This is a genomic window from Nocardia sp. N2S4-5 (assembly GCF_044628355.1).
Taxonomy (GTDB): domain Bacteria; phylum Actinomycetota; class Actinomycetes; order Mycobacteriales; family Mycobacteriaceae; genus Nocardia; species Nocardia wallacei_B.
In genome coordinates, this window is record NZ_JBIUPM010000001.1 from 5,681,002 (window position 1) to 5,698,756 (window position 17,755).

The 17,755-nt window shown below is 69.1% G+C and carries 21 protein-coding genes; 8 read left to right on the forward strand and 13 right to left on the reverse strand.

Features of this window, described 5'->3' with window-relative positions; genetic code table 11:
* Window positions 1-4: 4 nt before the first annotated feature.
* Entirely contained in the window at window positions 5-1,075 is a 1,071-nt protein-coding gene (locus ACFMRZ_RS26280; protein WP_400181143.1) for a Fic family protein, read from the reverse strand.
* A 289-nt stretch (window positions 1,076-1,364) separates the two neighbouring features.
* Between ACFMRZ_RS26280 and ACFMRZ_RS26285 the strand changes: the two genes are divergently transcribed.
* On the forward strand, window positions 1,365-2,423 hold the full coding sequence (locus tag ACFMRZ_RS26285) for a glycerophosphodiester phosphodiesterase family protein (protein WP_400181144.1): 1,059 nt from the start codon (window positions 1,365-1,367) through the stop codon (window positions 2,421-2,423).
* Between the two features lie 29 nt (window positions 2,424-2,452).
* Here ACFMRZ_RS26285 and ACFMRZ_RS26290 read toward each other — a convergent pair whose 3' ends face one another.
* Window positions 2,453-3,979 (reverse strand): FAD-dependent monooxygenase, encoded by a 1,527-nt coding sequence (locus ACFMRZ_RS26290; RefSeq protein ID WP_400181145.1) that lies wholly within the window; start codon window positions 3,977-3,979, stop codon window positions 2,453-2,455.
* A 67-nt stretch (window positions 3,980-4,046) separates the two neighbouring features.
* On the opposite strand from ACFMRZ_RS26290, the gene ACFMRZ_RS26295 reads away from it, so the two are divergent.
* The gene (locus ACFMRZ_RS26295) at window positions 4,047-4,754 is read left to right on the forward strand and encodes a TetR/AcrR family transcriptional regulator (protein WP_400181146.1); all 708 of its coding nucleotides are present in this window, start codon (window positions 4,047-4,049) and stop codon (window positions 4,752-4,754) included.
* An 88-nt stretch (window positions 4,755-4,842) separates the two neighbouring features.
* Window positions 4,843-5,310 (forward strand): PaaI family thioesterase, encoded by a 468-nt coding sequence (locus tag ACFMRZ_RS26300; RefSeq protein ID WP_400181147.1) that lies wholly within the window; start codon window positions 4,843-4,845, stop codon window positions 5,308-5,310.
* Here the strand turns inward: ACFMRZ_RS26300 and ACFMRZ_RS26305 are convergent.
* Complete coding sequence (locus tag ACFMRZ_RS26305; protein ID WP_400181148.1) at window positions 5,282-5,926, reverse strand: hypothetical protein; 645 nt, start codon at window positions 5,924-5,926, stop codon at window positions 5,282-5,284. The two genes, ACFMRZ_RS26300 and ACFMRZ_RS26305, sit on opposite strands and share 29 nt — an antisense overlap.
* 98 nt (window positions 5,927-6,024) lie before the next feature.
* Entirely contained in the window at window positions 6,025-7,038 is a 1,014-nt protein-coding gene (locus ACFMRZ_RS26310; protein WP_400181149.1) for an aldo/keto reductase, read from the reverse strand.
* A gap of 100 nt (window positions 7,039-7,138) precedes the next feature.
* On the opposite strand from ACFMRZ_RS26310, the gene ACFMRZ_RS26315 reads away from it, so the two are divergent.
* On the forward strand, window positions 7,139-8,032 hold the full coding sequence (locus ACFMRZ_RS26315; RefSeq protein WP_400181150.1) for a helix-turn-helix transcriptional regulator: 894 nt from the start codon (window positions 7,139-7,141) through the stop codon (window positions 8,030-8,032).
* Window positions 8,033-8,047: 15 nt separating this feature from the next.
* Here ACFMRZ_RS26315 and ACFMRZ_RS26320 read toward each other — a convergent pair whose 3' ends face one another.
* From ACFMRZ_RS26320 to ACFMRZ_RS26330, 3 genes are all read right to left on the reverse strand, one after another.
* The gene (locus ACFMRZ_RS26320) at window positions 8,048-9,067 is read right to left on the reverse strand and encodes a pirin family protein (RefSeq protein WP_400181151.1); all 1,020 of its coding nucleotides are present in this window, start codon (window positions 9,065-9,067) and stop codon (window positions 8,048-8,050) included.
* Window positions 9,064-9,375, reverse strand: coding sequence for a GNAT family N-acetyltransferase (locus ACFMRZ_RS26325; RefSeq protein WP_400181152.1), 312 nt, complete (start codon window positions 9,373-9,375; stop codon window positions 9,064-9,066). Before ACFMRZ_RS26325 ends, ACFMRZ_RS26320 begins: the two co-directional genes overlap by 4 nt.
* Before the next feature lie 65 nt (window positions 9,376-9,440).
* Entirely contained in the window at window positions 9,441-9,902 is a 462-nt protein-coding gene (locus tag ACFMRZ_RS26330) for a MarR family winged helix-turn-helix transcriptional regulator (RefSeq protein ID WP_400181153.1), read from the reverse strand.
* 94 nt (window positions 9,903-9,996) lie between these two features.
* On the opposite strand from ACFMRZ_RS26330, the gene ribA reads away from it, so the two are divergent.
* On the forward strand, window positions 9,997-10,620 hold the full coding sequence (gene ribA / locus ACFMRZ_RS26335; protein WP_280275348.1) for a GTP cyclohydrolase II: 624 nt from the start codon (window positions 9,997-9,999) through the stop codon (window positions 10,618-10,620).
* Between the two features lie 14 nt (window positions 10,621-10,634).
* Here the strand turns inward: ribA and ACFMRZ_RS26340 are convergent, their stop codons facing one another.
* Window positions 10,635-11,060, reverse strand: a complete 426-nt coding sequence (locus tag ACFMRZ_RS26340) for a MerR family transcriptional regulator (RefSeq protein WP_280275347.1) — start codon at window positions 11,058-11,060, stop codon at window positions 10,635-10,637.
* A 63-nt stretch (window positions 11,061-11,123) separates the two neighbouring features.
* Window positions 11,124-11,492 carry a VOC family protein gene (locus tag ACFMRZ_RS26345; protein ID WP_280362635.1) on the reverse strand — a complete coding sequence of 123 codons (369 nt, stop codon included), beginning with the start codon at window positions 11,490-11,492 and terminating at the stop codon, window positions 11,124-11,126.
* A 59-nt stretch (window positions 11,493-11,551) separates the two neighbouring features.
* Between ACFMRZ_RS26345 and ACFMRZ_RS26350 the strand changes: the two genes are divergently transcribed.
* Entirely contained in the window at window positions 11,552-11,752 is a 201-nt protein-coding gene (locus tag ACFMRZ_RS26350) for a hypothetical protein (RefSeq protein WP_280275345.1), read from the forward strand.
* A 13-nt stretch (window positions 11,753-11,765) separates the two neighbouring features.
* Here ACFMRZ_RS26350 and ACFMRZ_RS26355 read toward each other — a convergent pair whose 3' ends face one another.
* Window positions 11,766-12,257, reverse strand: a complete 492-nt coding sequence (locus tag ACFMRZ_RS26355; RefSeq protein WP_400181154.1) for a SixA phosphatase family protein — start codon at window positions 12,255-12,257, stop codon at window positions 11,766-11,768.
* Between the two features lie 191 nt (window positions 12,258-12,448).
* Here ACFMRZ_RS26355 and ACFMRZ_RS26360 point away from each other — a divergent pair, with 191 nt between their 5' ends.
* Window positions 12,449-14,116 carry an FAD-dependent oxidoreductase gene (locus ACFMRZ_RS26360; RefSeq protein ID WP_400181155.1) on the forward strand — a complete coding sequence of 556 codons (1,668 nt, stop codon included), beginning with the start codon at window positions 12,449-12,451 and terminating at the stop codon, window positions 14,114-14,116.
* 57 nt (window positions 14,117-14,173) lie between these two features.
* On the opposite strand, the gene ACFMRZ_RS26365 is transcribed toward ACFMRZ_RS26360, so the two are convergent.
* The 3 genes from ACFMRZ_RS26365 to ACFMRZ_RS26375 form a co-directional block, all read right to left on the reverse strand.
* Window positions 14,174-14,947: an acyl-[acyl-carrier-protein] thioesterase gene (locus tag ACFMRZ_RS26365; RefSeq protein WP_400181156.1), complete on the reverse strand. Its 774-nt coding sequence runs from the start codon at window positions 14,945-14,947 to the stop codon at window positions 14,174-14,176.
* A gap of 151 nt (window positions 14,948-15,098) precedes the next feature.
* On the reverse strand, window positions 15,099-16,283 hold the full coding sequence (locus ACFMRZ_RS26370; protein WP_400181157.1) for a transglycosylase SLT domain-containing protein: 1,185 nt from the start codon (window positions 16,281-16,283) through the stop codon (window positions 15,099-15,101).
* Entirely contained in the window at window positions 16,280-16,600 is a 321-nt protein-coding gene (locus tag ACFMRZ_RS26375; protein ID WP_400181158.1) for a WXG100 family type VII secretion target, read from the reverse strand. Before ACFMRZ_RS26375 ends, ACFMRZ_RS26370 begins: the two co-directional genes overlap by 4 nt.
* 119 nt (window positions 16,601-16,719) lie before the next feature.
* On the opposite strand from ACFMRZ_RS26375, the gene ACFMRZ_RS26380 reads away from it, so the two are divergent.
* Entirely contained in the window at window positions 16,720-17,694 is a 975-nt protein-coding gene (locus ACFMRZ_RS26380; protein ID WP_400181159.1) for an NADPH:quinone oxidoreductase family protein, read from the forward strand.
* The last annotated feature ends 61 nt before the right edge of the window (window positions 17,695-17,755 follow it).

The window sequence follows — 17,755 nt, forward strand, 5'->3', positions numbered from 1 at the left end:
GCTGCTAGCCCAGGCGGCGGCGGCCGGCGCGGGCGGCGAAAGAGTCCAGTGCGGCGAGGATTTCGCGGGACTGCCACATTCGGTTGCGGCGCATGCCGGTGAATTCGGTGAGGACACCGGCGTCGACCAATGGTGTCAAGGAGCGGAGGGCATTCGATGCGGTGATGCCGAGTTCTCGGGCGACGGTCTCGGTGTCGAAGACGGGTAGGCGTAGTGCCAGGTCGGCGATACGCCAGGCGGTGGCTTGGGGGCGGACTTCGATCGCGGTGTCCCACCGTTGCCGGATTTCGGTGATTTCCGCTACCAGCTCGCGCGCATTGGTCAGCGCCGCGAACGATGCCTCCGCCATTCGCTCGACTATCCGAGCTGGATCCCCGGCTCGGTAGGCATCGAGTGCGGAGAAGTAGGCCTCGACGTCGGTGAGCAAACCGGCCGCGATGGGGACGGTGACGTTCCTGGTGAGTTCCTTCGCACGCAGCATGGCGTGGATCAACGCCCGACCGGTACGCCCGTTGCCATCGGTGAAGGGGTGAATGGTCTCGAATTGCGCATGCGCGAGAGCGGCGTGGGCGAGGATCGGGATGTCGTCGCGTCGTGTGAAAGCCATCAAATCGGCCATGGCGGCAGGGACGTGATCGCGGTGCGGCGGGATGAAAGAGGCGCCGTGCGGCCCGTAGTTGTCTCCACCGATCCAGACCTGTTGCGTCCGCCACCGACCGGCGAAGTCCGGCTCGTGGTCCAGCATGAGCGCGGAGTGCATCGCCAGAACGAGCGTCTCATCGAGTTCGCCACCGAGATTTACGGCTGTTTGCATGGCATGGACGTTGCCGACTATCTCGACCGCGTTGCGCTGGTCGGTAGCTCCGAGTTCGGCAAGGGCGATTGCCTTCGCTCCGGAGGTGAGGTTCTCGATCCGTGAGGACGAGGTCGATTCGGACCGAAGAAGGATCGCACCGAACGGGGCCAGCCGTGCTCCGGTCTCGGCGTCGAACCGCGCGATCTCGATCGATGCCTCGTCGGCGAGCGCGAGCGTCGCGCTCGGTAGGTCGACGGCGTACTCCGCGATCCGTGGCACGAGCGCCGACCGGTAGCGGCCTCGATGCCGCTCCCGGACTCGCCGTGATACCAGCTCGTCCGGGACTGTTGGTATCCAGGAATGCTCTTCCCAAGCAACCGGAGGCCACAGCGGAACCGAGTTCATCATGCAATCTTACACTCGTTTTTCATTAAACTGAGTGTAAGTGTGGCGGCTACGGTCATAACTCGGAGCACGGAGGTGTGGCTCGAGCCTGTGGGCGTCGAGTTCGCGGGGTGTTCAGCGGCGTTTTACCGCGACTGCTACCGAGGTCGAGCACGATTGGGGTATGCGAGGAAATTGGGGTTCGTGGGCCGCGGCGGTGTTGGCGGCGGGGATTGTGGTGGGGGCCGGGCTTGCCGGGGCGGATGGGGTGGGGGTCGATGTGCAGGCTCATCGGGGTGGGTTGGGGCTGGTTTCGGAGAATACGTTGCCTGCGTTCGGTAATGCGCTGGAACTCGGGGTGAGCACGTTGGAGTTGGATGTGCAGATTACTGCGGACGGGTTTGCTGTGGTGTCGCATGATCGGGATCCGAATCCGGCGAAGTGTGTGGATACGGGTCCGGCGTTCTGGGGGGATCCGAAGTTTCCGTATGTTCCCGGGGCCACGTACATTCGGGATTTGACGCTGGCTCAGGTGCGTACGATCGACTGTGGGTCCAGGCAATTGCCGGATCATCCCGATCAGCGCACCGCGCCGGGGGCCCGAATGCCTTTGCTCTCCGAGGTTTTCGAGCTGGTGCGCCGGTATCGGGCGGACGGGGTGATGCTGAACATCGAGACCAAGGTGGAGGCCGCCGCCCCGGAGCAGACCGCGCCGCGCGAGCAGTTCGTGCAGGTGGTGGCGGGGGAGATTCGGCGGGCCGGGATCGAAAAGCAGGTCACCATACAGAGTTTCGACTGGGGCACGCTGATGCGTATGCGTGAGGTGGCGCCCGAACTGCCCCTCGTCGCGCTCACCAGCGGGCAGGAGTTGCGGGCGGGAGAGCCCGGCGCGTCACCCTGGCTGGGCGGGATCGACATCGATGACTATCCGGGCAGCCCGCAGGAGCAAGTAGTCTCCGCGGCAGCGTCTTTCGGCGCGTCCGCAGTGTCGCCGGTGCATGGCGATCCGCAGAGCGGCACGGTCACCGACCCCGGCTATCGGCCGTTCACCACCGCCGAGCTGGTGCGGGCGGCGCATCGGCACGGCATGCGCGTGATCCCGTGGACGGTCGACGATCCGGCGACCATGGGCGCCCTGCTCGATCTCGGCGTCGACGGCATCATCACCAACCGCCCGGACCTGCTGCGCACGGTGCTCTCCGAACGCGGATACCCTCTGCCGAGCGCCTATCCGAGGCCGTAAACTGTTGCTTAACATGGACTTTCGCGTACTCAGCGGCTCGTGACCGTCGAGACGACCTTCTCCAGCACTGCCGAGTCGGCGTTGCCGGTAGTGCGCCAGGCGATGAAACCGTCGGGCCGTACGAGGATCGCCCCGGACCGGTCGATGCCGACCGCGCCCGCCGCCTCCTCGTCCAGCACCACCGCGCGAAGATCGAGACCGCTTGCGGCGGAGACCTTCCGGGCCGCGGAGTGCCACGCGTCGCCCTCGAGCCCGGCCAATATCGCGAACCGGGATTCGTTGAGATCGATGGTCGACACCCCCGACGCCACCCAGCGATGCGGAACCCGCGACCCCGGCGCGCCGTCGAGGGCGGCGGCGACGTCCTCGGTGGACGGCAGGTCCACGACCGCATCGATCACCGCCGCGGAATCGTAGCGGTAGGCCATGGTGACCAGTGGCGCGTTCCACGCTCCCGCCGCCGCCCGCTCGGCCACCGCCGCCGGATCCCAGTGCAGCCGTGGGTTTTCCCAGCGCAGCAGCGCCTGATGGGTCACCAACTCGGCGATCGCGTGCCGCTCGGCGTGATAGGTGTCCAGCAGACCGTCGCCCGCCGTGCCGCCGAGTACCGCGGCCAGCTTCCAGGCCAGGTTGTGCCCGTCGGCAATGCCGGTGTTCAGGCCGAACGCGCCGAGGGCGGTCACCGCCCGCGCCGCGTCACCGACCAGAAACGCGCGCCCGCGCCGGAACTCGTCGGCCATCCGGGCCGTCGCCCGCCACGGGATGGCGCTGAGGATCCGCACGGGCACGTCGGCGCCGATCGCGATGCGCGCCACCGCGGCACACTCCTGCTCCGACATGGCGCCCGCCGGCGGCATGCCGACGTGCAGCGCCCAGCGGCGTTCCCCCACGGCGAGCAGCACGCCCATCGCGTCCGGATGGCTGAGCTGGGTCATCACCGGCATCGCGCCGAACCGGCCCACCAGATCCGCCTCGAGCAGAATGTTCATGTTCCGCCCGCCGATCTCGCCCGGCCCGGTCGTGGTGATCCCCAGCTCCCGGCGCACCGTGCTGTTCACCCCGTCCGCACCGATCAGATACTCGGCGTGGACCACTCGACCGTCGGACAGCGTGACGGCGACCGAGTCGCGATCCTGCTCCACGCCGGTCACCCCGACGCCGAATTCGACCGTCGCGCCCCGCTCCCGCGCGGCGGGCAACAGGGCCGAGTCGATCCGGTCCTGCGGATAGTGGCCCGCGGGCGATTCGGGCGAGAAATCCAGTCCCGCGGGAAGATTCGGGCGGCTCGCCATCTCGCGATCGATCTCCGCGACGGTGCGCGCCTCCGCCCGCCACGGTTGCGCCGACCGCACGGCCACGCGGTCGAGCGCTTCCCGCAGCCCTACTTCGCGAAAGTACTCCAGGGTCCGCGGGCTCACTCCGAGCGCCCGCGGATGGATCGACGGCGCCTCGCGGCGTTCGATCACCAGCGACCGCACCCCGTGGTGCCCGAGAAAGACGGCGGTGGCCAGGCCGACCGAGCCACCACCGGCGATGACGACCGGAATGCGAGACATGACGACTCCCTTTTGGTAACAGTGTTCCCGATATGGGAACACTGTACCCGACGCATACACTGTGCCCATGCCCGCAGACCCCCCGACCCTGGTGTGGATGCGTGATCGCCCGCGCGGCGGCCGCCCGGTCATCACCGAGGAGAAGATCGTCGCCGCGGCCGTCCGACTCGCCGACGCCGAGGGCCTCGACGCGCTGTCGATGCGGCGGATCGCGGCGGCGATGGGGTCGGGGACGACCTCGCTCTATCGCCATGTGGCCAACAAGGACGAGTTGATCGAGTTGATGGTCGACGCCGTCTACGCCGAACTGCCGCTCCCCGAGCCCACTCCCGACTGGCGCCTCGCGATGGCCGCCCACGCCCGCGAGTTCCGCGCGCTGCTGCTGCGGCATCCGTGGCTGGCCCAGCAGGCGTCCCGGCGTCCGGCACTCGGCCCGAACGTGATTCGTCAGGCCGATCACGTGCTCGGGGTGGTGGCCGCCGCCACGCCCGACGCCACGCTGGTCAACCTGGTCGTCCACGCCGTCAGCACCTATGTGCTCGGCGCGGTCGGCACGGAACTGGCCGAACTGGAGGCGCAGCGCAGCACCGGCATGACCGTGGAGCAGTGGCAGCGAGCGGTGGGCGCGTATATCCGGCAGGTGGTCGAATCGGGCCGCTATCCGCATTTCAACCGCCGCGTCGTCGACGCCGAGGAGTCCGACGCCGAGACCCGCTTCGAGTTCGGTCTCACCGGCCTGCTCGCGGGCCTCGCCGCGACACTCGACGACCGGTAGGCGGCAGCGCGGCGGCATCGGTGGTTGGACAGCGCGGGGGTCGTCCGGTATGAAAACTAGAACGTGTTTCAACCCGGATGGAGTGGCGATGGACAGCGCGGCAATGGGCGAACTGGTGATGGCCGGGTTCAAGAAGCTGGGGTTCCTGCAATTCGCCGGCATCGACGGTGTGGACTACCAGGTCGGCCGCAACGTCGTGGAGATGGCGCCGCGGCCCGAGCACCTGAACCACAACGGTGACGTGCACGCGGCGATCCTGTTCGGCCTGGCCGAGACGGCGGCGATGGGCGCCGCCATCTCCGGGATCGTGGACCTGATGGGCGCGGCGTTCATCGTCGCCCGCGACGGCCGGATCGAATACCTGGCCCGCGCGAAGGGGTCCGCCGGGCCCATCCGCGCGACATCGGAACTGCCGGCCGAGACCGTCGCCCGGACGCGCGCCGACATCGAGGCGAGCAACCCGATCGAACTCGCGGTGCCGGTGGACATCACCGACAACTCCGGCAAATCCGTTGCCGCGGCGACCTTTACCGCGGTGATCCGGCCCCGCCGGTGAATATGCGGTCGACGGCCTGGCGGGCCTCGGCGATCGCCGGTTCACCGCCGGCCGCGTGCAACCCGACCGCGCCGCCGACCAGCGCACCCAGCACCGTGAAGATCGGCACCGTGACGATGTCGAAGATGAACAGCCCGGCCGGGAAGCCGACGAAGAAGCCGATGACCGCGCCGATCGCGGCGCCGGAGGCCACGGCGGGCAGGTGCGTCTGCACGACATCGAACAGCCGCTGCTGGGCGTCGATGTCGCGCACCGGGTTCGGGGTCTGACCCGACGGTGTCAGGGTGAGCCGCCGTCCGCCCTCGTCGATCATCGGCGCGAGTTCCAGCGGGTGCCCGGCGATGTCGTAGCGCAGCGGCACGCTGGTCACGAACCGGCCCGAATCATCGGTGACCGCAATCGATTCCGCGTCCCAGGTGGCCAGAAAGCGCCCGGCCTGCAGCGTGCTCACGGCCGCGCGCTTGTCCTCGCTCAGCCCGACCCGGTAGCCCACGCCGTGGTCGGTGCCGAGGGCCTCGAACGGTGGCCGTTCCGGCTCGGCGGCGGCGTACCCCGCGGTCGACGCCACCGTGGTCAGGCAGAGCAGGGCTGTCGCAACGAATTTCGTAATCCTCATCGGCAACTTTCTCGCGCAGCGGGCCGGTGGCCCGGATCCCGGATGAAACTACCGGTCCGCGCGCGCGATCTGAAGAGTTGCCGGGCGGCGCAAATGCGTTATCCGGCTCGGCGTTCGCTGTCCAGCATCGCCATCTGCGCGGGCGCGTACCGTTCCCCGGCCACCCGGTCCGCGGGCGCCGCCGCCTCCAGCTCGGCCAGCTCCGCCTCGGACAACCGGATGTCCAGCGCCCCAACGGCTTCCGCCCACCGGTCGGCACGACGCGCCCCGATGACCGGGACGATGTCGGTACCGCGGGACAACACCCAGGCGATGGCCAGCTGCGCCACCTTCACCCCACGCTGGTCGGCGATCTTCGCCAGCGCCTCCACCAACTCCAGGTTGGCCGTGAGGTTCTCGCCCTGGAATCGCGGGCTGTGAGCGCGAAAATCGTCCGGCGCGAAGGACTTCGCACCGCGCATCGAGTCGCTCAGCAGGCCGCGCGACAGCACGCCGTACGCGGTGATGCCGATGCCGAGTTCGCGTGCGGTGGGCAGGATCTCGCCTTCGATGCCGCGGGAGATCAGCGCGTATTCGATCTGCAGATCCGAGATCGGGTGGACGGCGGCCGCGCGGCGCAGGGTGTCGGCGCCGACCTCGGACAGTCCGATGTGCCGCACGTACCCCTCCTCGATCAGCTCCGCGATCGTGCCGACGGTGTCTTCGATCGGGACGCCGGGGTCCAGCCGCGCGGGACGGTAGATGTCGATGTGATCGACGCCGAGCCGCTGCAGGGAGTAGCCGAGGAAGTTGCGGATCGCCGCGGGCCGGGTGTCGACCCCGACGAAACTGCCGTCCGGCCCGCGCATGGCGCCGAACTTCACACTGAGCAGATAGTCCTCGCGCGGGCGGTCGGCGAGCGCGCGGCGGATCAGCGCCTCGTTGTGACCCGCACCGTAGAAGTCGCCGGTGTCGATCAGGGTGGCGCCGGAGTCCAGGGCGGCGTGGATGGTCGCGAGGGAGTCGGCCTCCTCGGAGGCGCCGTACGCGCCCGACATGCCCATCGCGCCGAGGCCGATGCGGCCGGTGACGGGGCCCGTGGCCCCGAGTCGCACTGTGTCGATGTTGGTCATACCGAAATCCTGCGGCCCGGCGGCGGCCGTCGGCAGAGATCAGTTATCGGGGGATCGGCGATCCCTGGTTGCCGGCGCGGCCGGAGAGGACAGTGGAGACATGGACCGCGACGATCTCGCCGATTTCCTGCGCCGCCGCCGCGAACGGCTGCAACCGGCGGACGTGGGCCTGCTGCCCGGCCTGCGCCGACGCACGCCGGGCCTGCGACGCGACGAGGTGGCCCTGCTCGCGGGCATGTCGACCGATTACTACACCCGGCTCGAGCAATCCCGTGGCCCGCGTCCGTCGGTGCAGGTGCTGAGCGCGCTCGCCCGCGCCCTGCGCCTGACCGACGACGAGCGCGACCACCTGTTCCACCTGTGCGACCATCCGTCGCCGACACGTGGCAGCGACGGGCACGTCCGTCCGGGACTGCTCTACGTGCTGGACAAGCTCGAGGACACCCCGGCCTGCGTGGTCACCGATCTCGGCGAGGTCCTGGTGCAGAACCGGATGCACATCAATCTGGCCGGGGACTGCACGAGTTTCACCGGCTTGGACCGCTACCTGCTGTGGCGGTGGTTCGCCCGGCCCGAGGAGCGCACCAAATTCCCCGCCGAGGACTGGGATCGCCTGGTGCGCAACCACGTCGCGGACCTGCGGGCCACGGCGGCGCGCCGCTCCGGCGACACCGACGTCGTCGAACTGGTGACGCGATTGCGTGCCGCCAGCCCCGAATTCGAGCGGTTGTGGACGCAGCACGAGGTCGCCGTGCGGGTCGGCGACGACAAGCGCATCAACCACCCCCGGGTGGGGCTGCTGGATCTGGTGTGCGAAACGCTCGTCACGGTGAACGCCTCGCTGTCATTGCATGTCTTCTACCCGCGCCCCGGCACCGACGCGCAGGAGAAGCTGGATCTGCTGCGGGTCATCGGCATCCAGTCGATGGGTGTGGAGGCCGAGTCGTCGGGTGCGGAAATCGGTTCGGGCAGTGTGGGTTTCGGTCGGGCCTGAGCGTCCGGTCGACCGTCAGGTGTCCGTCGGGGTCCGCGTGAAGCGCCGCGTGCGCGGCGTCAGGCGCAGGTTCGGCAGCGGCGGTGCGGGGATCCGCTGATCCGGCGGATGGCCCGCGATACCGGGGAACCGGCCGAGATCGCGGTTCTCCCAATCGTTTCGGGCCGCCTCGATCTCATCGTGACTGCGGCCCACGAAGTTCCACCACATCACGAGGTCCTCGCCGAACGGCTCGCCGCCGATCAGCACGGCATGCGCGCCGCGCGCGCTGGTGAGTGGCAAGGTCGTGCGGTCGCTGCCGAGATACAGCAGCGGGCCGGGCGCGGCGGGGATATCGGCCGCGGTGAGTTCGCCGTCGATGACGAGCAGGGCGTGCTCGAACCCCGGTTCCAGCGTGAGATCCACCTCGGCGCCCGGCTCGATCCGCAGGTCCGCGCCGACGAGCGGGCTGTAGGCGACGGCGGGCGAGGTCACTCGTCGCGCGGGGCCGGATCCGGCCGTCGCGCCCAGCGAACCGATCAGCACCGTGGCGCGCAGGCCGGGCGCGTCCAGCACCGGCAGGTCGCGGTGCTGCTCGAAATGCGGGTCGATCCCGGTTCGGTTGCCGGGCAACGCGATCCAGAATTGCAGACCGTGTCCGGCGGGCGCGCCCGGCACGGTGTACTCGGAGTGCGCGATCCCGCGACCCGAGGTCATCAGGTTCAGCTGGCCCGGTTCGATCCGCACGTCGGAGCCCACGCTGTCGCGATGCCGGATGCGGCCCTCGAACGGCCAGGTGACCGTCTGCAACCCGATGTGCGGATGCGGATCGATGTCCGGCGGCAGTTCCGCGCTCGCGGCGGGCGAACCGAAATGGTCCAGGAAGCACCAGGCTCCGACCGTCGGCAGATCGCGCTGGGGCAGTACGCGCTCCACGGTGACACCCCGCACGCCACCCAGCGGCACCACTCGCGCCGGATGGAAGTCGGCACGCGGCCCGGGCGCGGGCGAAGCCTCGCACAGCGCCTCGTCGGGGCGGGCCTCCAGGTCGCTCATCGCTGGATGCCCTTGCCGACCACGTGCTCGTCGAACTCCGGATGCTTGTCCAGCCAGCTCTTGATGAACGGGCAGCGCGGCACGACGGCGCGGCCGCGGTCGATCACGTCCTCGATCGCCCTGCGAGCCAGCGTGCTGCCCAGCCCCTTGCCGCCGAACTCGCTGTCGACCTCGGTGTGGATGAAGACGGTGTCCTCGTCGCGCTCCCGGTATTCGGTGAACCCGGCCAGCTTGTCGCCGTACCACACCTCGTAGCGATGCTGTGCCTCGTTGCGGACGACGGTCGTGGTCACAGCCTGCTCGGTCATTGCCTCATCTCTCCTTCCGCTGCATATCGCAGGCATCGTAGCCGGGCCCCGCACGGCCCGCGCGGTCACTGTTCGGCCGCCAGCCGCCGGTTGACCTCGCCCAACCCGGCCGCGATCGCGGCGAGCTGATCGCGCGTGAGCGCGGCGAGGAACAGCTCGCGCACGGCCGCGACGTGCCCCGGCGCGGCTCGCTCCAGCCGGTGCCGTCCGGCCGCGGTGAGTCCGGCGTAGACCGCGCGCATATCGGTCGGGCAGTGGCGCCGCCGGACCAGCCCGGCCCGCTCCAGGCGGTCTATCTGGTAGGTGAGTTTGCTCTTGGAGTCGAGCAGGGCGGTCGCGAGTTCGCTCATCCGCAGTTCGTGGCCGGGCGCCTCGGCGAGCCGGACCAGGATCTCGTACTGCACGTGCGACAACCCGGCGTCGCGCTCGAGCTGCTGGTCCAGCCGCCGATCCAGGGCGCCGGCGGCGGTCAGGAAGGCCAGCCAGGCCCGGTGCTCCAGCTCGTCGAGCCGGCGCGGTTCGCTCATGATCCGAGGTTACTGCCGTCGTTCGCGGTGGAATAACTCCCGCGCATCGTCGGTTCAAATTTGAACGAAACGTCCCCGGGATCTCGGAGCAGCCATGAACGGCACAGACATCGGCGGCAGTGTCCGCACCCGCGTCCGCATTCCGCTGACGTTCGGCGACGGATACTCGACCCATGCCGAGGCGGTCACCTTCGACGGTCTCGGTGACGGCCGCGAGCACCTCGCCCTCGTGCTGGGCGAACCGCCGGCCGCCCGGCCGCCGCTGGTCCGGCTGCACTCCGAATGCTTGACCGGGGACGTGTTCGGCTCGGCGCGCTGCGACTGCGGGCCGCAACTGCGCGAGGCGGTGGAACGGATCACCGCGGTCGGCGGCGTGCTGCTGTACCTGCGCCAGGAGGGCCGCGACATCGGTCTCTACAACAAGCTCGATGCCTATGCCCTGCAGGACGCGGGACTCGACACCTACCAGGCCAACGCCGCGCTGGGCCTGCCCGAGGACGGTCGCGACTACACCGCCGCCGCGCAGATGCTGACCGCCCTCGGCATCGGTGAGATCGATCTGCTCACCAACAATCCGGAGAAGGCGAGACAGCTACGGGCCCTGGGCATTCGGGTCCGCGAGACGGTGCCGACCGCCGTGCATGCCACCCCCGACAACGTCCGATACCTGCGCGCCAAGGTGGACCACACCGGCCACACCATCCGACTGATCGGCTGAGGGACGATCCCGGGCTAGCTCGCCGGGCTCATCGCCTCGACCCGACCCTCGTACATGGTGATCTTGCGGTCCAGCACGGCCAAGGTCTGGTTCAGCTCGTCGATGCGGGCCAGTACGCCGTCGCGGGTGTCGCGGAACATCTGCAACCGCTGGGGCGTCGTCACGTCGCCGGCCCGGACCAACTCGGCGTAGTGCAGCATGTCGGCCACCGACATGCCCGTCAGCCGTAGACAGCTGATCAGATGCAGCCAGTTCAGATCGCGATCGCTGAAGCGGCGCTTGCCGCCGGAATCGCGCCCGACGTAATCCATTAGTCCGATCCGCTCGTACCAGCGCAACGTGTCCCGGCTCAGCCCCGATCGTTCGGCCGCCTCGCCGATCGAATAGCGCGGCCGTTCGAACTCGGTCTGGTCGATGTCCTGCTGTACGGGAGCACCCATCGGTTCGCCTCCTGCTTGTCTCCTTCAGACGGTACCGACCTGGAGTGCACTCCAAGCAAGGGCTCAGTTGTACTTCGGCAGCTCCTGCACCGCCCACTTGTTGCCGTCGGGGTCGGCGAAGTAGGTGAACAGGCCCCAGCCCTCGTCCTTCACGGGAGTGGCCGGTACGCCGGCCGCGACCAGATGCTCGTACGCCTCCTGGGCACTGGCGACGACCATCTGCATCCCCTCGACACTGCCCGGCGCGGCCTGGGTGATGCCGCGCCCGATACAGACCGAACATCCGGAGCCCGGCGGCGTGAGCTGCACGAAACGGATGTCCTCGGTGGGGCTGTGGTCATGATCGGCGTGGAAACCGATGCGCGTGTAGAACTCCTTGGCCCGATCGACATCCGTGACGGGGAGGGCGACGAGTTCGATTTTCCAGTCCATGGAGATGAGGGTCCCACCGAGCACCGACAGAAACGGTCGAACCGGCCTACCCTGGACGCATGGCCAAAGAAATTGATCGGATCAGGGCGCGTTCGGCCCTCGAGACGGTCAAGGAGAATCCGGTGATCGCCGCTATCGCGGCGGTGCCGGTGCTCATCGTCCTGGGTGTCGTCTGGGCGCTCACCAACTGGTTCGTCGCGCTGGTGGTGCTCGTGCTGCTGGGCGCCGTCGTGGTGGTCCGCGGCAAGCTGCTGCGCTGACCCGGCCGGAAGGTCAGCGGGGGACGTGGAAGCGCGACAGCTCTCCGGTGCCCGGATCGGCCTGCGCCCACGGCCGGTCGAACTCCAGCACGGCCAGTGCCGAGGTGGGAAACTTCCGGCTGAGTTCGGTGGCCGCGGTGGAATCGCGGTTGGCGGCCAATTCCCATGCGGTCCACGGGATTCCAGGGGAGTGTCCGATCAGCAGCAGCGTCCGCACGTCGTCGTCGCAGAGCTGGATCAGGTCGATCAGCGTCCGCGGCGAGGCGTCGTAGATCGACGGCTCGTACTCCACCGGTGCGGTGAGCCCGGTGGCCGCCAGGGTTTCGCGAGTGCGCACCGAATCCGAGCAGCGCACGGCGTCGATCGGGGGCTGGGTATCGCGCAGCCAGTCACCGGCCAGCCCCGCCTCGCGCCGACCCCGCGGCGCCAGCGGCCGCTCGTGGTCGGCGACGCCCGGCGGATAGGTGGATTTGCCGTGCCGCATGAGGATCAGAGTCCGCGCCATAGGCCTACCGTAAGCCGCAACCCGTATACCGGTGTGTTGCACGACACCCTCCTGAGCGGAGATACAGCTCACGCTCGAGGCACACTGATGGTGGTGTCACACCGTTGGCTCGCGGCCAATGGGTGTGACGCATGCCCCGTCCAATCCCCGGGCGGAGTACAGACCATGGATGTTTCGAGGATCTGCGAGATATGGCCTATGTGATCACGCAGCGTTGTTGCAACGACGCCAGCTGCGTACCCGAGTGCCCGGTCGATTGCATTCGTCCCACTCCGGAGCAACCCGAGTTCGCGACGACCGAGCAGCTCTACATCGACCCCGACACCTGCATCGATTGCGGCGCGTGCGTGGATGCCTGCCCGGTGGAGGCCATCTTCTCCGAGGACGATCTCACGGCTTCCCTGGCGCGTTTCCGCGATATCAACGCCGACTACTTCCAGCGGCATCCGCTGGAGTCGAATTTCGATCCGCTGGTGACCCCGGCGCGCCCGCCCAAGGAACTGGGCACGTTGCGCGTCGCGATCGTCGGGGCGGGCCCGGCGGCCTGCTACGCCGCGGAGGAGCTGCTGCGGCGCGCCGATGTCGAGGTGGAGATGTTCGACCGGCTGCCCACCCCCTGGGGGTTGGTGCGGGCCGGCGTGGCGCCGGACCATCCTGGCACCAAGACGGTGTCGGGCATGTTCGAGAGCGCCTTCCGTCGCGACGCCCTGCAGTACCACCTGAATGTCGAGGTGGGAAGCCATATTTCGCACGACGAGCTGCTGGCCCACCACCACGCGGTGATCTACGCCGTCGGCGCGTCCACCGACCGGAAATTGAACGTGCCCGGCGAGGACCTGCCCGGTAGCCACTCCGCCACCGAGTTCGTGGCCTGGTACAACGGGCACCCCGACTACGCGGACCGCACCTTCGACCTGTCGGGTGAGCGCGCGGTCATCGTCGGCAACGGCAACGTCGCCCTGGACGTGGCGCGGGTGCTGACCCTGGACCCGGACGAGCTGGCCAAGACCGACATCGCCGACCATGCCCTGGACGCGCTGCGCAACAGCAATATTCGCGAGGTCGTGGTGCTGGGTCGGCGCGGGCCGGTGCAGGCGGCCTACACCTCGTCGGAGTTCCTGGCCCTCGGCTATCTGAAGGGGATCGATGTGATCATCGATCCGGCCGAGCTGGAGCTGGACCCGGGCAGCCGGGCACTGCTGGACGACCCGGACGTCGAGCCGTCGCTACAGCTGAAATACGCACTGGCCCAGGAGTACGCGGCCAAGACGCCGGATCCGGCGCACAAGCGCATCGTGTTCCGCTACCTGACCTCGCCGTCGGCCGTCACCGGTACCGATCGGGTCGAGGGCGTGGAGTTCGTGCACAACGAACTGGTCTCCGAGGACGGCCGGGTCACCGCCCGCGCCACCGATCGCACCGAGTCGCTGCCGGCCTCGCTGGTGCTGCGGTCCATCGGGTACCGCGGTGAACCCGTGGCGGATCTGCCGTTCGACGAGGCCTCCGGGGTCGTCCCGAACGAGCACGGCCGTGTCGTCGTCGACAGTGCGCACCTGCCCGGCGTGTACGTCTCGGGCTGGATCAAGCGCGGCCCGCGCGGTGTCATCGGCTCCAACCGGGTCGACTCCCAGGAGACGGTCGAGCAGCTGCTCGACGACTTCACCTCGGGCAAGCTGGCCGCGCCGCAGGCGGACCGGGGAGCGTTGAAGGCGCTGCTGGCCCAGCGGCAGCCCGATCTGGTGGACCGCGAGGGCTGGAAGGCCATCGACACCGCCGAGAAGTCGGCCGGCAAGTCCGGCGGCCGCCCGCGGGTCAAGTTCACCACCCGCGAGGACCTGCTCAAGGCCGCGCGCGGTTAGTACGTGAACGGCCTCGGCCACCCTTCGGGGCGGCCGAGGCCGGGACGCCTCGACCTGTCAGCCCGCGAGCGGGCCGATCCGGACAGTTGTCGTCGTGGTGCCGCCGACCACGAACCACAGCCGCAGCACCGGGTCGCCGGTGCGGTCACCGGGCTCGTAGCGGCTGCGCACGCTGATGTGCTCGCGCGAGAGCACCGGCGCCATGTATTCGATGACCGCGCGGTGCGGCCCGGCCACCAGCTTCGGGAAATCGACCAGGAAGTGCTCCACCGCCTGCCAGTACACCGCGTTGTTGACGTGGTTGAACTGGTCGATGTCGGTGGTACGCACCGGAAACGGCAGATCCGTGTCGGATTCCGGCGGGGTGGCGTCGGTCAGCCAGGGGCGCCAGCGCAGCCGGTGCTCGTCGGTGGTGCGGCCCAGGTGGGCCAGGCCCTCGTCGCTGATCCGGGTGGGCATGTTGGTCGACTCGTTGATATTGATCCAGAAGCCCTCGGTCTCGATCAGGCCGCCCGCGTCGCTGGTGATCCGCACCCGCATATTCGTCCAGCGGGTCGACAGCGCCGAGCACCAGCGCAGCAACCGCACCCGGTCCGGCCAGAGAATCGGCCGCACGACATCGATCACGGTGCGGCGCACGATCCAACTCGGATCGGTGCGGTGGAAGAAGGTGGACTGCAAGTCCTCCCAGGCGATGTCCTGCAGATAGCGGGCCACTGCATCCAGCCGCAACCGGCTGTACGGATCTACATCGCCAGCCCGGACGGGCCACGCCGAGGCGAAGCCCAAGCCCTCCTGGGGAAGCGGGGCGAGTGGCTGATCGAATGACACTGGTGCTCCTCGCGCTGCACGGTGTGCGGCGTTTTCTTGCGATGCTGTCTGTGCACGACTTTACGGGTCGCACGTCACACCGTTACGTCGAGATGGTTCTACTCACACGTAGCGGACGCGCGCTCCGACGGGCGTCCGCCGTGGATGCTGATCAATAGCCGACATAGCCGCCGCCCCCGCGCATGGCCGCGATACCGGGCACGTTGCCCAGCGAACCGTAGCGGTCTATCGAGTATCTGGACGCGGCGACGATGTTGTCGACCGGGTTCCAGATGTCCTCGTGGCCAGCCACCTTGTAACTGTTGAAGGTGCTGTCGATGGTCTGCATGAGGCCCTTCGACGGGTGACCGGCGGCGGCGTTGCTGTCCCAGTTGTTGATCGCGTGCGGGTTGCCACCGGACTCGTGCTCGATGATGGCGGCGATGATCGCCGCGTCGGAGTCGCTGACGTCGTAGCCCTGCTCGCGCAGCACCCGGATGGCTTCCTTGATCCACTCCGCCTGGGTGCCGGTGGGCATGGGGCCGACCGGTCCGCTCGACGAGCCGGAGGCGAGCCCGCCGGTGTAGGACGTGCCGCTGTGCGAGCCGCCGCCGTGGTAGGCGGTGCCGCCGCCGTGCGAGGTGTTGCCCAGCGACTGCGAGGACGGATTACCCGCATGCGAGACCGGGGCGCCGGCCACCGGGACCGTCGCGGCCGGGGCCGTCGGCGCGGCGGCCGGGGTCACGCCGCCGGCGCCCGTCACCGGGTCGCCGAGTCCGGTGTGGGCCTGGTCGACCGTCGTCTTCGCGCCGTTGAGCGCCGTGACCGCGGCCTCCGCCACCAGTTCCGCCTGCTTCAGCGCGTTGGTGATCTCGCTCTGGTGGGTCGCGGCCTTATGGTCCTCTTCCAGTTTGTTGCGCTGGATCTCGTCGGGTTTCAGGCCGGATTGGTTGTCCCAGTAGGTCTTTCGTGCGTTCGCGGTGACCACGCCGTTGTCGGCGACCTCGAAGCCGTCCGGCGGCGGGGTCTCGTCGGTCGGGTGCAGCGCGCGGTCGCGGGCGTCCAGGACGGCCTTCTTGGCGTTGTTCAGGTTCTCCACCTGCTGGCCCAGGGCCGTCTGCAGGCCCAGCAGCGCCTGGCTGACCGCGGACGCGCGCAGCTTCTCGGTGTCCATCCGCGCGGCGGCGGCCTGCGCGGCCGCGCCGTCCCACTTCTTGTCGGTGCCCAGCTGCTGGGTCTTGCCGATGCCGCCGAGGAGCGCCTGGTCCAGGTCGGTGCTCAGCTTGCCTACCGCGGTGGACGCGGTGGTCAGCTGATCGGGCTGCCAGTTCTGGACATCCGGGATCGACAGCGTCATGGGTGCAGTCCGATCGTGCTCAGCTTGTCGCGGAACTCCTGGTCGGTGAGTTCCAGCGCCTTGCCCGCGTTCTGCACGCCGTCGGCGACCTTGGTGAACCGGTCGCCGATGCGGTGCAGCGCCTTGTCGACCGTGTCCTCGGCCTGCCCGCACGCCGTGCTCCACTGGGTGCCCGGTAGCGCGCCGGCGGCGTCGGCCAGGCCGGATTGCAGATTGCCGATGGTCTCGGCTTCGCCGCGCAGGTCGCTCGCAAACGTTTGCAGCGCACCGATATCCACGCGCAGCGCGGCTACCGGCGGATCGTTCGGCCCTGCCATGAGTCCCCCTCATCAGCTCAGCTCAGCGGCCTAGAGCTTAACAAATGCCGGTCCCGTGGACAGCCACATGCGAAGACCGGTTAACTTAATGGCGACAGCCGCGACAGAGAGGTCGATACATGCGTGCAGCGCAGGTGAGCAAACTCGACGGACCGGAATCCATCGAGGTCGTCGACATCCCGGAACCGGCGGCGTATCCGGGCGGAGTCGTGATCGACGTGCACGCCGCCGGGGTGGCGTTCCCGGACGTGCTGATGACCCGCGGCCTCTACCAGATGAAGCCCGAACTGCCGTTCGTCGTCGGCGGCGAGATCGCCGGAGTCGTGCGGTCCGCGCCCGAGGGCGCGCACGTGCGGGCGGGCGATCGCGTGCTGGCGCTGACCATGCTCGGCAACGCGATGGCCGAGGTGGCGGTGTCTCCCGCGGAGATGGTGTTCAAGCTCCCCGACAACATCTCGCTGGAGGCCGGCGCGGGCATCCTGTTCAACGACCTGACCGTGCACTTCTGCCTGCGCAACCGCGGGCGGCTGGCCGCGGGCGAGACGGTGCTGGTGCACGGCGCGGCCGGCGGCATCGGCACCTCGACGCTGCGGCTGGCCGCGGCGCTGGGCGCGGGCCGGGTGATCGCGGTGGTGAGCACCGAGGCCAAGGCCGAGGTGGCGCGCGCCAACGGCGCCACGGACGTGGTGCTCGCCGACGGCTGGCTCGCCGCGGTCAAGGAACTGACCGATGGTCGCGGCGTCGACATCGTCCTGGATCCGGTGGGCGGCGACCGTTTCACCGACAGCATCCGGTCCCTGGCCCCGGCCGGGCGCGTGCTGGTGGTCGGCTTCACCGGAGGCGACATCCCGACCGTGAAGGTGAACCGCCTGCTGCTGAAGAACGCCGAGGTGGTCGGCGCGGGCTGGGGCGAATGGGTCCGCACCCACCCCGGCTACCTCCAGGAACAGTGGGCCGAGGTCGAACCCCTGCTGGCCGCGGGCAAGATCCCTCCGCCCCAGCCCACTCTCTACCCCCTCGACCGCGCCGCCGACGCCGTCGCCGCGCTCGACAACCGCAGCGCGACCGGCAAGGTAGTGGTCACCCTGCGCTGAGCGCCGCTGAGCGGGAAGCGTCGTTCGCAGGACGGTGGTCGTGCTGTGCTGAGCGAGGCGT

Coding starts and splice junctions, on each gene's coding strand:
- ACFMRZ_RS26295 (WP_400181146.1), top strand. CDS start 4,047: ATGCCCGCAGACCCCCCGACCCTGGTGTGGATGCGTGATCGCCCGCGC.
- ACFMRZ_RS26285 (WP_400181144.1), top strand. CDS start 1,365: ATGCGAGGAAATTGGGGTTCGTGGGCCGCGGCGGTGTTGGCGGCGGGG.
- ACFMRZ_RS26320 (WP_400181151.1), bottom strand. CDS start 9,067: ATGAGCGACCTGGAGGCCCGCCCCGACGAGGCGCTGTGCGAGGCTTCG.
- ACFMRZ_RS26355 (WP_400181154.1), bottom strand. CDS start 12,257: ATGGCGCGGACTCTGATCCTCATGCGGCACGGCAAATCCACCTATCCG.
- ACFMRZ_RS26350 (WP_280275345.1), top strand. CDS start 11,552: ATGGCCAAAGAAATTGATCGGATCAGGGCGCGTTCGGCCCTCGAGACG.
- ACFMRZ_RS26290 (WP_400181145.1), bottom strand. CDS start 3,979: ATGTCTCGCATTCCGGTCGTCATCGCCGGTGGTGGCTCGGTCGGCCTG.
- ACFMRZ_RS26340 (WP_280275347.1), bottom strand. CDS start 11,060: ATGGGTGCTCCCGTACAGCAGGACATCGACCAGACCGAGTTCGAACGG.
- ACFMRZ_RS26360 (WP_400181155.1), top strand. CDS start 12,449: ATGGCCTATGTGATCACGCAGCGTTGTTGCAACGACGCCAGCTGCGTA.
- ACFMRZ_RS26310 (WP_400181149.1), bottom strand. CDS start 7,038: ATGACCAACATCGACACAGTGCGACTCGGGGCCACGGGCCCCGTCACC.
- ACFMRZ_RS26315 (WP_400181150.1), top strand. CDS start 7,139: ATGGACCGCGACGATCTCGCCGATTTCCTGCGCCGCCGCCGCGAACGG.
- ribA (WP_280275348.1), top strand. CDS start 9,997: ATGAACGGCACAGACATCGGCGGCAGTGTCCGCACCCGCGTCCGCATT.
- ACFMRZ_RS26305 (WP_400181148.1), bottom strand. CDS start 5,926: ATGAGGATTACGAAATTCGTTGCGACAGCCCTGCTCTGCCTGACCACG.
- ACFMRZ_RS26345 (WP_280362635.1), bottom strand. CDS start 11,492: ATGGACTGGAAAATCGAACTCGTCGCCCTCCCCGTCACGGATGTCGAT.
- ACFMRZ_RS26370 (WP_400181157.1), bottom strand. CDS start 16,283: ATGACGCTGTCGATCCCGGATGTCCAGAACTGGCAGCCCGATCAGCTG.
- ACFMRZ_RS26325 (WP_400181152.1), bottom strand. CDS start 9,375: ATGACCGAGCAGGCTGTGACCACGACCGTCGTCCGCAACGAGGCACAG.
- ACFMRZ_RS26330 (WP_400181153.1), bottom strand. CDS start 9,902: ATGAGCGAACCGCGCCGGCTCGACGAGCTGGAGCACCGGGCCTGGCTG.
- ACFMRZ_RS26300 (WP_400181147.1), top strand. CDS start 4,843: ATGGACAGCGCGGCAATGGGCGAACTGGTGATGGCCGGGTTCAAGAAG.
- ACFMRZ_RS26375 (WP_400181158.1), bottom strand. CDS start 16,600: ATGGCAGGGCCGAACGATCCGCCGGTAGCCGCGCTGCGCGTGGATATC.
- ACFMRZ_RS26380 (WP_400181159.1), top strand. CDS start 16,720: ATGCGTGCAGCGCAGGTGAGCAAACTCGACGGACCGGAATCCATCGAG.